General features: G+C 67.3%; 11 protein-coding genes. 4 read left to right on the top strand and 7 right to left on the bottom strand.

The annotated features are described in order from the left end of the window. Positions 1–81 precede the first annotated feature (81 nt). Positions 82–1,983: an alkyl/aryl-sulfatase gene (locus BCM27_RS21545; RefSeq protein WP_004022238.1), complete on the bottom strand. Its 1,902-nt coding sequence runs from the start codon at positions 1,981–1,983 to the stop codon at positions 82–84. Between the two features lie 90 nt (positions 1,984–2,073). Next, the gene (locus BCM27_RS21540; protein WP_004022237.1) at positions 2,074–3,066 is read right to left on the bottom strand and encodes a TIGR00341 family protein; all 993 of its coding nucleotides are present in this window, start codon (positions 3,064–3,066) and stop codon (positions 2,074–2,076) included. Between the two features lie 117 nt (positions 3,067–3,183). Between BCM27_RS21540 and BCM27_RS21535 the strand changes: the two genes are divergently transcribed. The 4 genes from BCM27_RS21535 (at position 3,184) to BCM27_RS21520 (ending at position 7,829) form a co-directional block, all read left to right on the top strand. Then, on the top strand, positions 3,184–4,299 hold the full coding sequence (locus BCM27_RS21535; protein ID WP_033204792.1) for an ADP-ribosylglycohydrolase family protein: 1,116 nt from the start codon (positions 3,184–3,186) through the stop codon (positions 4,297–4,299). A gap of 799 nt (positions 4,300–5,098) precedes the next feature. Further along, positions 5,099–6,316, top strand: coding sequence for an IS110 family RNA-guided transposase (locus tag BCM27_RS21530; RefSeq protein ID WP_004019165.1), 1,218 nt, complete (start codon positions 5,099–5,101; stop codon positions 6,314–6,316). 189 nt (positions 6,317–6,505) lie between these two features. Then, entirely contained in the window at positions 6,506–7,288 is a 783-nt protein-coding gene (locus BCM27_RS21525; RefSeq protein ID WP_004019164.1) for a hypothetical protein, read from the top strand. Between the two features lie 28 nt (positions 7,289–7,316). Further along, positions 7,317–7,829, top strand: coding sequence for an NADPH-dependent FMN reductase (locus BCM27_RS21520; protein WP_004019163.1), 513 nt, complete (start codon positions 7,317–7,319; stop codon positions 7,827–7,829). Here BCM27_RS21520 and BCM27_RS21515 read toward each other — a convergent pair. The 5 genes from BCM27_RS21515 to BCM27_RS21495 are packed head-to-tail and all read right to left on the bottom strand — an operon-like array spanning position 7,763 to position 13,104. Continuing rightward, positions 7,763–9,178, bottom strand: a complete 1,416-nt coding sequence (locus BCM27_RS21515) for an amidohydrolase family protein (protein WP_004019162.1) — start codon at positions 9,176–9,178, stop codon at positions 7,763–7,765. The two genes, BCM27_RS21520 and BCM27_RS21515, sit on opposite strands and share 67 nt — an antisense overlap. Beyond that, positions 9,175–9,786: a pyridoxine/pyridoxamine 5'-phosphate oxidase gene (locus BCM27_RS21510; protein ID WP_004019161.1), complete on the bottom strand. Its 612-nt coding sequence runs from the start codon at positions 9,784–9,786 to the stop codon at positions 9,175–9,177. The genes BCM27_RS21515 and BCM27_RS21510 overlap by 4 nt, the downstream gene beginning before the upstream one ends. Beyond that, complete coding sequence (locus BCM27_RS21505) at positions 9,783–10,583, bottom strand: creatininase family protein (RefSeq protein ID WP_033206487.1); 801 nt, start codon at positions 10,581–10,583, stop codon at positions 9,783–9,785. The genes BCM27_RS21510 and BCM27_RS21505 overlap by 4 nt, the downstream gene beginning before the upstream one ends. A 14-nt stretch (positions 10,584–10,597) precedes the next feature. Then, positions 10,598–11,929, bottom strand: a complete 1,332-nt coding sequence (locus BCM27_RS21500) for an FAD-binding oxidoreductase (protein ID WP_004019159.1) — start codon at positions 11,927–11,929, stop codon at positions 10,598–10,600. Next, the gene (locus BCM27_RS21495; protein ID WP_004019158.1) at positions 11,926–13,104 is read right to left on the bottom strand and encodes a hypothetical protein; all 1,179 of its coding nucleotides are present in this window, start codon (positions 13,102–13,104) and stop codon (positions 11,926–11,928) included. The genes BCM27_RS21500 and BCM27_RS21495 overlap by 4 nt, the downstream gene beginning before the upstream one ends. Between the last annotated feature and the right edge of the window lie 49 nt (positions 13,105–13,153).

Below are 13,153 nucleotides of genomic sequence, written 5' to 3'. Positions count from 1 at the left end.
CGCACAGTTTCGCACGTGTGTTCGAGTGGTGTCACCTCCGGTCGAGGGACCGCACGGCAGCAGAAGCAGGGGCGGTCGGCGTCAGGGTGTCACGATGGCGAAGTCGGGATCGGGGTTGTCCAGGTAGCCGGCCAGTTCGCCGAACGCACCTGCATCGCCCTCGATTGCGACGTTTCCGGCGTCGACGGCGGTGCTCAGGTCCACCAGCCCGAGGAGTAGTGCCAGCAGGGTCTGCTTCGTCAGCGTGAACGTCGCCGCTGCACGATCGTCGGTGTCGGGCTGATCGACGTCGAAGTGCACGAGGAGGCCGTTACGGAGTTCGGACCGATGGTGGCGGTCGACATCGGTGATGTGCCAGTCGAGGACGATGTGGGCGTCCCAGGCCGCCGGTCCGTCCACCCGCAGGGCGACAGCGTCGAAGAGCTGGTCGACCGACATGGCGGCGACGATGTCGGCGGCTGCGGCGGTGGTGGGGGTCCCGATCGGTCCGTTGCGCAACTCGTACGCCCCCATGAGGAAGAAGTTGCGCCAGGTACCGTTCTCGGAGCCGTAGCCCAGCTGCTCGAGTGTGTCCGCTTGAAGCTCCCGCGCCTCCTCGTGCGACGGGTCGGCGAAGATCACGTAGTTCAGAACCTGTGCCGTCCAACGGAAATCGCCGGCGTCGAACGAGCGGCGGGCTTTTCGCACGACCTCATCGGCGCCGCCCATGAATTCGACGTGCCGCGTCGCGGACTCCACCGGCGGATGCTCCCAGAGATGTGCCGGATTGCCGTCGAACCATCCCATGTAGCGCTGATAGATCGCCTTGACGTTGTGGCTCACCGAGCCGTAGTAACCGTGTGTGTGCCAGACGTTCTCGAGCGCGGGAGGCAACTCGATGTCCTCGGCGATCTCGAGGCCGGTCCTCCCCTTGTTGAGTTGCCGCAGGGTCTGATCGTGGAGGTAGCCGTAGAGATCGCGCTGGAGTGACAGGAACTCTGTCAGCTCCTCGGTGCCCCACGTCGGCCAGTGGTGGGAGGCGAAGAGCACGTCCGAACGCGCCGCGAAGTCGTTGATCGCCTCGGTCAGGTAGCGCGACCACACGTGCGGATCGCGCACCAGGGCACCGCGCAACGTGAGCAGGTTGTGCAGGGTGTGTGTGGCGTTCTCGGCCATACAGAGCGCGCGCATCTGCGGGAAGTAGAAGTTCATCTCCGCAGGCGCCTCGGTCCCGGGGGTCAATTGGAACTCTATGGTGACGCCGTCGACGGTCTCGGTCTGTCCGGTGGCGGTGATGTCGAGCGTCGGCGCGATCAGGGTCGCCGTTCCGGTCGATGTGGACTGGCCGAGCCCGGCGCCGATGGCACCTCGTGGGCCTCTCGGCAGCGCGGCGCCGTACATGTAGGCGGCCCGTCTCCCCATCGCGGTTCCCGCGTACACGTTCTCGGCGACCGCGTGCTCGACCATGCCTGCAGGTGCGATGACCAGGCACCTGCCCGCATCGACGGCCTCTTGAGAGGTGACTCCCTTGACGCCACCGAAATGATCGATGTGCGAGTGGGTGTAGATGACCGCGGTCACCGGGCGATGGCCACGATGTTCGCGGTACAGGCGAAGCCCGGCGGCTGCGGTCTCCTCGGAGATGAGCGGATCGATGACGATGACGCCGGTGTCCCCCTCGACCACGGTCATGTTGGACAAGTCCAGCCCGCGGACCTGGTAGATCCGTTCGGTCACCTCGAACAGCCCTTGCTGGGCGACGAGCCTCGACTGCCGCCAGAGGCTGGGGTGTGCGGTCGACGGCGCCTCGTCGTTCAGGAAGGAGAACTCATCGCAATCCCACACCGGGTTACCGTCGGCGTCCGCGATGGCCGGGGGATCGAGTTCGGCGATGAATCCACGGGTGGTGGCGTCGAGGTCTCGCGTGTCCTCGAAGGGAAGCTCGGCGCGGGCGACCGAATTCGCTTCTGCCACTGCGGGGCTTGCGTCTCGAGACAGTGCCATGTACTTGACCTCGCCATTCTGATGTGGGTGTCCGACTGCGTGGGTACGACTCTTGCAGAGGTCGACGTGCCTTGCCTGGGTTCGGGTTTCTCAATCGGCGGTCGCGCGTTCGCCGACCGTGTGCACGACCACCACCTCCGGGTTCCAGGGCACGAGATCATCGACCGTCGTCTGGAGTTCGCCGACCGATGGCAGATCCTGCGGGGACAGCACACTGACGGTGACGGTGCTGCCCGTCCAGGACACGTCGGTGACCTGCGCGGTGTCGTTCCCGCCTGCCTGTAGCCAGGAGTCCGCCGCGGTCGCGATCTGGCGGGACCACAGCGAGGAGAGCGAGTTCGCGACCATCGGGACGGTGACGACGACGAGCGCGACGGCGAGTACCGCGTAGGCCCGTCGTGGCGAGGGTCTCGAGTGGTGCTCGCGGGCGTGTTCGGCGGCTTCCCGGCCGTAACCCGCGACAGTCAGCACGATCAGACTGGTGATGATCATCGCGACGACGTTCGAGGCGAACAGCACGAGCGCTCCCATCGCGAGCGACGGCGCCCCCGACCCGAGGCAGACCCCGACGACCCCGAGCGGCGGCACCAGGGAGATTGCGATGGCCACGCCGGGCAACACGTCGCCGACGTCGCGACGCGTGATGGCGACCGCGCCGGCCATGCCGGTGGCCAGTGCGGCCAGAAGGTCGACGAGCGTCGGTGATGTCCGGCCCAGAACCTGCGAATTGGACAGCACGCTGGTCGGATTGGGCAGCAACTGCGCGAACACGACGCCGAGGATCGTCACCAGGATCACCCCGGCGAGCACGTAACCCAGGCTCGCGAGCACGAGCCGGCCGCGGCCGGTGACGATCCCGAGGCCGACGCCGAGGATCGGAGTCGACAGCGGCGCGACGATCATCGCGCCGATGACCGTTACCGTGCTGTCGGCGACGACTCCGGACACCGCGATGATCCCGGACAGGGTGAGCATCAGCCAGAAGGCGCTGCGTTTGGCGGTGCGGTCGCCGACGGAGAAGTCGAGACGTTCACCGATCTCGTCGAGTGTGCGTCGCTGTGAATCGGGGATGAGGGAGAGCACCGACCGGCCCCTTCGTCTCGAGGTTCTCCGAAAATACCCCGCCGGTCCGCTGTTCAGCAGGTTTCGGCCGCGCGTGTGACCATGGGGAAACGCCGGGGAGAACTCTAGGGGGCGACCATGGATCGATACACCGGATGTCTACTCGCCGGGGCTGCCGGCGACGCTCTCGGCGGAGCGGTCGAGTTCTCGACGCGGGATGCGATTCTCGACGCGTTCGGGCCTACCGGGATCACCTCGTACGCCGAGGCGTACGGCGGTGTCGGCACCGTCACCGACGACACGCAGATGACGCTCTTCACCGCGGAGGGTCTGCTGCGTTCCTGGGCGCGCGACTGTGCGGGAGGAATCTCCTGCTACGCGGCCACGACCGCCCGCGCCTATCTGCGCTGGTTCATCACCCAGGGCGGTCACCCCCGGCACGGTGTGCTGGCGACGGCCGAGAGGTCGAGTTGGCTGTCCGGACACCAGGAGTTGCACGACCGTCGCGCACCCGGCACCACCTGTCTGGAAGCGCTCCGGGTGACCACTCGCCCCGGAGCCCGCGCCGACAATGACAGCAAGGGGTGCGGCGGCGTGATGCGCGTTGCGCCCGTGGGGTTGTTCGCGGCACGCGCAGAGTGGTCTGCCGCAGGTACTTTCGATCTCGCGGCCACCCTCGCCTCGCTCACTCACGGACATCCCTCCGGGTCGCTCCCCGCCGGAGTCCTCGCGGTCGCGATCCGCGATCTGGTCGGCGGGGCGAGCCTGCCCGACGCGCTGTCGGTCGCGAAAGGGGTTCTCCGGACTCGTGCCGGGCACGGGGAGACCCTGGCGGCGCTCGACGCCGCCGAGGCACTGGCCGGTTCGGGCCTGTCCCACGACGCGGCGATCGCACGCCTCGGCGAAGGCTGGGTCGGAGAGGAAGCACTCGCGATCGCGACCTACTCCGCGCTCGTGGCCGATGACCTCGAGGACGCGGTGATCATCGCGGTCAACCACGACGGCGACTCGGACTCCACGGGCGCGATCGCCGGTAATCTGCTGGGGGCCCGCGATGGCGCGGCAGCGATCCCGCCGCGATGGCTGAAGTCCCTCGAACTCCACGACGTCATCGTCGAGATGTCGCACGACCTCTACGACTTCGTGGACTGGGACATCACCGAGACCGATCCACGGGCCGGGTCGGACAGCTGGGTCGAGAAGTACTGGGGACCGCGTCCGGGTACGACCTCGGACCTCCGCCCGGTGGGTTGATCACTCCCGGTGTCACACCATCGGTTCGAGTTCTCCGATGACAACTGCTCCGAGAACCGATCGTGGAATCCATGTTCTGGCAAGCGCTTCCGGGGATGGTTCATCCTCCCGATCCACGGGATCCCGTTGATGCGACGGAGGTGTCACACTGTGGAGTTGTCAAAGGACCTGTGGCATCGGGGTCGACGACGATCTCGGCGACTCCGCCGTCACACGACAGTTGCTGCGCCGATGCGGCCGATATCGCCCACCACCGGTCTCCAATCAGAAGGAGCGCGTCGAGGCTCGCTTCGCTCGCACCTCAGGGAGCAGAAGGGCGCGCCGAGGTCGGCGCCGTCGGGTTCGGGACGCGGACTGATGGTTCCTGCGGCGCCATTCAGTGTGGAAATGTGATGCACGACCCTCGCCGGGCCGACCCGGTCCTGCGGCACTGCACCTTTCACCGATGAACTCGAACTCGACCGATGAACCTCGATCGAAGTCGATCGGTCGAGATGAGGTTCATCAGTCGGCGGGTTGCTCGCGCGACCCTAATGGGGGTGGATCGGCTTCCTTTTGGGGGATGCTGGTCGTGTGAGCCTTCCCGGTCGGTGACCACTGCCAGGCCCTGAAACGGTGTCGGATTTCTACACGAAGACCGTGGCCCGGCCGGGCGAGGATCACCCGCTAGAACGCTTCTGGGATGTCGTGCCCCGTTGAACGTGTGGGTGAGCACTGATCCATTAGGCCGCGTCAGGGTGATCACACAAGGTTCACATCGAGATCGTCGAGACGACCGAAGACGAGGTGAACGAGTGTCATGATCTTTGTGGGCAACGACTGGGCATCAGATCATCACGATGTGTGCGTGATGGATGAGCACGGCACCACCCTGGCCACCCGCCGAATACCCGAGAACGCTGCCGGCGCCACCACCATGCATGAACTGATCGCCCGGTATGCCCAAGAGCCTGGCGAGGTAGTGATCGGGATCGAAACCGATCACGGCATGTGGGTCACCGCCCTGGTCGCCGCGGGCTATCAGGTGTTCGCGATCAATCCGTTGTCGGTATCGCGGTACCGCGACCGCCACCATGTCGGGGGCACCAAATCCGATAAGGCTGATGCGAAAACGCTGGCTGATCTGGTGCGTACCGACCGGCACAACCATCGGCTCGTCGCCGCCGATACCGTCGCCGCGGACGCGATCACGGTGATGGCCCGCACGCACCAGAACCTGGTGTGGGCGCGTTCAGCGCAACAGAATGTGTTGCGCTCCCAACTGGGCGCCTACTACCCGGCCGCGGTCGATGCCTTCGGCGGCGACCTCGCCCACAAAGACTGTCTGGCGGTGTTGCGTCGCGCTCCCACCCCACGACAGGGTGCGGCACTATCGGTCGCGGCGATCCGATCGGCTCTGAAAAAGGGTGGCCGACAACGCAATATCGACACCCGTGCCCGCGACATCCAGCACGCCCTACGCGGTGGCGGCCATCTGGGCGCACCCGAGGCACTCACCGCCGCCTACGCGGCGACCGTGACAGCGACCGTGGAAATGCTGGCCGCTCTCAACACCCAGATCATCCAACTGGAAACCACTATGGCCCAGTCTTTTAGAGCGCATCCGGACGCCGAGATCTACCTGTCCATGCCCGGAGTCGGTGACATCACCGGCGCCCGGATGCTCGGCGAGTTCGGGGATGACCCCGAACGCTATGCCACTGCCAAGTCTCGCAGAAACTATGCCGGCACCTCACCACGCACCATCGCCTCAGGCAAAGGGCACGTCGTGTTGGCCCGCCACATCCGCAACACCCGACTCAACGCCGCCGCACTGTGCATGGCGCAAAGCGCTCTGACCGGCAGTCCCGGCGCCCGCGTCTACTACGACACTCTCCGCGACCAGAGAAAGTCCCACAGCCAAGCATTGCGTGCGGTCGCCAACCGGCTCGTCGGCATCCTCCACGGCTGCCTGGCCCACCGCACCCACTACAACGAACACACCGCCTGGAACCACCGCACCAACCTCGCCGCTTGACACCCTGCACCCCTGGGATGTCTTCGAGGCAGTGAGACCGGGTGTAGGACCAGCTCGTCGTCGGCGCTCCTCGCACCTCAGGGATCAGTTTTTCTGTGGTTTCTCTCGGACCAGGCAGCAAGGGGATTCGCTCGCATCTCGACGACACTCCGCGCGTGAATCCGACAAATTACGCCTACGTTGGGACACATGACACCCACGCGCATCTCCGGTCCGATCACCTGGCTCGCCGTAGTGCTCGCCGTGGCGCAGGTACTCGCGCCTGTGGTCCCGTTCTCCGGTTTCGGCGCCTCGCCCAACGAGTCGACGACCGATCTGCTGATTACCCCGGCCGGTTACACGTTCTCTATCTGGAGCCTCATCTACCTGCTGTCGATCGTGTTCGCCGTCGCCGTGGTGTGGAAGGGGGCCACCGGGACCGGTGACCCGCGGCGGTTGCTCGTCGACCTCGAAGTCGCGTTCGCCGGCGCAGCGGTGTGGATTCTCGTGTCGGCGGCGGAGTGGACATGGGTGACACCGATCGTGCTGACGGTCATGACGGTGGTCCTGCTCGACGCGGCCCGGATCGCCGCGAGGCCGGCCGACGATTCGGCGCCTCGATGGCTCACGGTCCTGACCCGGGTCCTCGTGGGTGTCTACGCGGCGTGGGCGACCGCGGCTGTGTTCCAGAACTGGGCCGCGGCGATCGGCGCCGACCTGGCGGATCCGCAGTCCCTGGGATGGCAGCTGGCCGTCCTGCTCGCGTGCGCCCTGGTCGGGCTGGCGGTCACCGCCGTCGTCGGGTCGGTGCTCGTCGCCTACCCGCTCACGCTGATCTGGGCGCTCGTCGGGATCATCGTGTCCGCGCAGGGTGAGTCGACGGCCGTCGTGGGAGTCGCGGTCGGGACGATCGTCGCGCTGGTCGTCACCACGGCGGCGGTGACGATACTGCGGCGCCGGGCGGGTGCGCCCGCTCCGGCTGCGGCACGATAGGCGAGACCGATACTGCGAGAGGCGGACCATGACCACCACCGTTGTCGCCGGGAACCCCAAGCCCGGTTCGCGCACGCTCGACGCCGCCCGCCGGTTGGCGAGAGCGCTGACCGGAACCGAACCCGACCATGTCGTGGACGTGATCGGACTCGGGCCGGGCGTGCTCGCGTGGGGTGACACCGCGGTCCAGGGTGCGGTCGAGACCGTCGCCTCGTCGGACCTCGTCGTGGTGGCGAGCCCGACCTTCAAGGCGACCTATACCGGCGTCCTCAAACTCTTCCTCGACCAGTTCGCCACCGGCGAGGGCCTGCGCGATGTCACGGCCGTCCCACTGATGCTGGGGGCGGGGCCGGCGCATGCGATGGCACCCGACCTGCTGCTCAAACCGGTCCTGGTCGAACTCGGCGCGGTGTGCCCGGCTCCGGGCCTGTACCTGATGGATTCCACCTACACCACCGATTCCCGGATCGCCGACTACACCGACCGCTGGTCATCGGCGCTCGTGCGGTCCGGACCGCGGAGCGCAGGCACGACCGGATGAATCCCGGACTGCGCCGCTGACGCGATCATCCGTTCGGTGAGTTCGGAATCCGCCTGTGCACGTCGGGGGTCGGCCACGTCGCGGTGCCAGACCGACCGACCGCCCACGACGACCTCGCGCAGGTTCCGCAATCCGCACCCGAGGACATAGGTGGCGATCGGGTCCCAGATCGGTCCGAGATGGGGCGAGCGTGGATCGACGACGAGGAGATCGGCGAACTTCCCCACCTCCAGCGAACCGACCCGGTCGGCCACGCCCATCGCCGACGCCGAACCGAGTGTGTGCAGCGTGAGCGCCTCGATCGGCGTCAGGATCGCTGCGTCACTGCGCTTTCCGCGCTGGAGGAACAGCCCGGTGCGCATGTTCTCGAACGGGTCGGACACGTCCGTGCACGACTGGTCGTCGACGCCCATGCCGACGGTGACCGAATCCCGCAGCAGGCGGGGTACATCGGCGATCCCGGAGCCGAGGCGTCCGTTGGACATCGGTTGCCACACCACCGCCGACCCGGTCTCGCGAACGCGCGTGAACATGTCCTCGGTCGGATGGACGAAATGGCCGAACGCGAAGTCGGGACCCAACACGCCCGCGGCGTCGTACCAGTCGAACTTCGACTGCTGGATCTCGATCTGTTCGGCGGTCTCGACGAAGTGCGCCTGATTGGTGATCCCGTACCGATCCATCAGGGCGCGTTCGCGTTCCGCGGTCGCCTGTGACGACGACCACTGCACCGAGCCGTAGACCGAACCGCCCAGATCGAGGCCGCGGTCGACTGTTGCCAGGTGGGTCATCACCTCGTCGAAACCGGCGAAGGCCGCATCCTCGCCGAGTTGCTCGTCGTCGAGTCGCACGCTGGTGACGAACCGGATTCCGCTGGCCGCCAGGCCGTCCACCTGGGAGGTGACGAATTCCGGTGGGTGCACCCGTGCCGCCTTCAAGACGGATTCGTCGTAGTCGAAGAGGGCCAGGACGCGCGACTGGGTGAAGTTGTACACGGACGTGATGCCGGAGGACAGGTGGTCGAGCCCGCCGGCCAGCGTCATCCAATACAGGTCCTCCGCCTCGGCGCCGAGCAGCATCGTGCTGTTGAGCGTGACCCATTCGTACAACGGACTGTTCGGGGCGACCCCGCGCATCCCGGCGGTGTAGATGTGGCTGTGCGCCGAGACGAAACCGGGTGCGAGGAAGGCGCCGTCGAGGTCGTGACGGGGAAATGGCGCGTCGGCGGGGGGAGAGCCCTCGCCCATCCCGGAGATCCGGCCGTCGTCCCCGACCGACAGCCATCCCCAGAACCACGGCTTCTCTCCGCTGACCGGCAGGATCAGGGCGTTGTGATAAGTGCCGGTCATCCCGGTAGAACCTCCGATGTCCAATGATTTCCGTTGTGGGTGAACCGTACTCGCTGCGACGGTCCATCCGGGTCGCCGCGCCAGAAGGTGATCTCGCGCAGGTCGACGGCGTACCCGGTCCAGGTCGGCGGTGCGGTCAGTCGAGGGTGAGTCGCGTCGAAGTCGGCCCAGCGTCGCCGTCGCTCGTCGGGTGACAGTGCAGCGAGGTCGTCGTCGTTCAGCCACGCCAACAGCTGCAGGTAGCGAGACCGACGCGAATACGCCTCGTGTAGCTCATCATCCGGCGCCCGCCGGACGTCACCGTGTGCGACGACCTGACGGCCGGCGGCGGGCCAGGCGATCGCGACCGAGGCGCGCGGACTCTCGGCGAGTTCGGCGACCTTTGCCGACCTGGTGTCGGTGTGGAAGTACACCGCGGTGTCGTCGGCTTCGGTGATCAGCACGTGCCGAACCCGGGGATAGCCGTCGCGCCCGCACGTGGCCAGTGCCATCAACGGACGCGGCTCGTGCGGTGCCGGCAGCCACTCCCGCAGTAGTCTCATCGGGTGGATCGTGAGCTGATCCTCGGTCGCGCAGTCGGTTCCGAATCCGGTGCCGCTGGTGATCACCGCCCGACCCGGCCCGGGTCGAATGTGGCGATCTCCGGGAGCGCGGCGACCAGGGCGTCGACGCGCTCGTCGAAGAGTTCCGCGCCGATCGATGCATCGGCGCCGGTGGGATCGCCGATGACGCCCGACTCCGCGAAATCGGTGGAGAGCCAGCCGAATCGGACGGTCCCGGCGAATCCTATGTGCGTGGCGTCGGCGACAGCGTCCGCCACCGATGCCACGGCCTTGTCCATGTGCACCAGATCCGGTCGGAGGTGCAGCATCATCGACGTCTCCGCCCACCCGGCATGGATGCCGAGGCCGCGTTCGGTGGGGCCGGGATGCCCCGGGCCGGAGGAGAAGAACGTCTGCAGATCGAACCGCCGCCGGAGCTCGCGCGCCGCGACCTCGATCAAGGCGGAGTTGCCGCCGTGGGCGTTCAGGAACAGCACCCGCCGCGCGGGGGTCTGTGCGAGCGAGGCGCCGATGTCGACGATCGTCTCGAACAGGGTCGTCGCGCGCAGCCAGATCGTGCCCGGCAACCGCGAATGCTCGTCGGACTTGGTGTATCCCAGCGCGGGTAGCAGCCAGACGTCGTGCCCCGCCGCGGCACCGCGGTCGACGACGGCCTCGGCAACCGACTCCGCGACGATGAGATCGGTGGCGAGCGGGAGGTGGGGTCCGTGCGGTTCGATTGCGCCCGTGGGCAGGACGAGGATCGAATCCCGCGTCAGGGCGGTGTCGATCTCGTCGGTGGTCAACTCGGCGTACCGCCGATGCGCGGCCGGACTCGCGGTCCCTGGGTTCGCAGTGTTCACCGTGTCCACCACGTTCACATCCACCTTCCCGGGTTGAGCAACCCCTTCGGATCGGTCTGCTGAGCGAGCGCGCGCACGCGCTCGGCGTCGAGATCGACGTACCACTGGTGCGGGGAGTGGACCCCGACCCCGAGTTCCTCGAGTGCGGCGACCCCGTCGATGACCTGCTGGGGACTGCGGTAGATCCCGTTGAGCATCCCGAACATCATCTCGTGGCCGACCTCGAGGTGCAGCATCCCGCCCTCGTAGACCTGCTCGACCTCGTCGAGCCGGGTGACAAGTGCATCGCCGCGTACCTCCATGTGAAACCACCTGTCCGGCTGCGACTTCTGTAACCACCACGTCGGGTGGTTGTAGGACAGCGTCGACAGCTTGACCGTCTCGGCGATACCCTCCCGGATCGCTTCGACGCGGCCGCCTGCGGCCGCGATCAGGTCGGCGGTCTCCGTCAGCGCCCGAGCGTCGATGATCCCGCGCACGCTGGCGCGTCCACGAACGAGTGCGGGGTCGTCGGGCAGCGCCGCGGTGATGACCGGACCGTCCGCGGACAGCAGACGCGGCTTCGGCTCGACCGCCGCCAGCTGGTATGCCGCGTCGAACGCCTCCCGCCCGGATTCGAAACTCGCATAGACACAACGCCACTGCTGCAACGGTTCGATGCGGATGGTGGCGCCGACGATGATGCCGGCGACGCCGTAGGTGTGTACGAAGGGAGTCGCGTCGTCGCCCTCGAGATGGACCACCTCGGCATCGCCGGTGGCGTGGACGACGTCGAGCGCGTCCACGAAGCCCTGGTGGTTGCGTCCGTGCACGATCGTGCCGGTGCCTGCCGAGCCGCCCGCGAGGAACCCGCCGAGCGTCGACTGGACCGTCGACGGATACATCCACAGTTGGCGGTCGTGGGCCCAGGCGGTTTGTTCCAGGTTGATCATCCGCGCGCCGGCCTGTCCGGTGACCGAACGTTCGGTGACGTCGCTGATCTCGGTCAACGATGTCATGTCGAGGACGAGGCCGCCGAAGCGAGGGATGACCTGACCGTAGTTGCCGGTGCCCTTGCCGCGCGTGGTGATCGGCACCCCGCGCGCGACCGCTGCGCGCACGATGGCGGGCACCGCATCGGCCGAGCGCGGGTAGCACACGAGGTCGGGCTGCCCGAGGTCCTGCGCCGACAGGATCGGACTCATTCCGGAGCCGTCGCGCCCCGCCCGCTCGAGTGCGCGGGGCAGGGAGCTGATGCCGCGCGGGCCGACGATGGCGAGCAGGTCGTCGGCCAGCGCGTCGACGTCGTCGGGTCCGAAGTCGGGGCGACCCTCATCGGTGCCGACGGCGACCACCGGCGCGGTCATGACGGCAGGCCCACCGAGGTGTCGATGAAGCGGTTGGTCGCGATCGCCTCGGGGGTCAGGCCGTCGGCGGCCGGGGTGCCCTGCTCGGTGAAGATCGGACCGGTCACCTCCATCACGCGGGCGACGCGGGCGGTGTCGAAGTCGCCGATGGTCTGGTTGGTGCCGTTGCTCATCAGGTTCAGGTCGGCCATCGTCTGGCGGGCGTAGTCGGCATTGCGCTGGGAGTACACCCAGCCCGTGTCGTACTGCTCGACGGCGTCGAGGATGACCGCGTCCGCGGCCTGCGGCGAGGCCAGGTAGTCGACGGACCCGCGCTGCAACACGGGGACGAGCTGCTCGAGGCAGGCGGCGTTCTCCTCCAGTGCCGCCGATCGAACCGCGACCGCCGACTTGTAGGACGGGAAGCCGACGTCGTGGATCAGCTGGTACTTCACCGGCTTCTGCCAACCCTCGACCTCCTCCTGGTAGACCTGCGGTTCAGAGCTCGCGAATCCCTGCTGGGCGGTCTTGCCGCCGTCGGAGACGAAGTTCGCCGGTGACCCGTCGTAGCTGCCGTCGACCTGATCGGGGGAGAGGACGCCCGAACCGGTCAGGTAGTCCATGTAGGTGGCGCCCTCGAAGTAGAGGACGCGCGCGTTCGCGGCTTTGAGGTCGGCGATGCCCTGCGCCTGCGGATAGGTGGCGGGGTCCCACATGATCATCTGCGGGCTGATGTCGAGCGGTGCCATCACCGCGGTCGTCGGGTTGTCCTTCGAGTTCTGGATCGCCTGGTCGGTGTCCACGTAGCCGAGGAGGATCTCCGGATCCGAGTACATCTGCGAGGTCACCGACTGGAAGCCGATTGCCGGTCCGCCGGAGCGGATCTCGATGTCGACTCCGGTGTACTCCCCGCGGTCGAACAGCGGCCCTACGACGCGCTTGTTGCCGGCGTTGATCGTCGGCTCGGGGCCGAGAAGCTGATAGAGGTGGCCGTGCTCGGCTTCCGGGTTCCAGTCGGTCTGGACCACGATCTTCTCCGGGCAGTTCGCGCTCAGATCGACCGGCCCGACCGCCCCGCTGAAACCGGACGACTCGGTGCTCTCACCGGAACCGCACGCTGCGGTGAACGCGAGGGCGGCGGCCAGTGCCGCGACACCGGTGGTCTTGGACAGACGACGCCAGACGTGTGTGCTCATGAGTTCTTCCTTCGTGCAGGGGGATTCGGGGCGATGAGGTGGTCAGGGG

Origin of the sequence: Gordonia terrae, assembly GCF_001698225.1 — a bacterium.
Taxonomy (GTDB): domain Bacteria; phylum Actinomycetota; class Actinomycetes; order Mycobacteriales; family Mycobacteriaceae; genus Gordonia; species Gordonia terrae.
The sequence above is the reverse complement of the archived record's forward strand: the minus strand, read 5'-3'. Positions and strand labels throughout refer to the sequence as shown.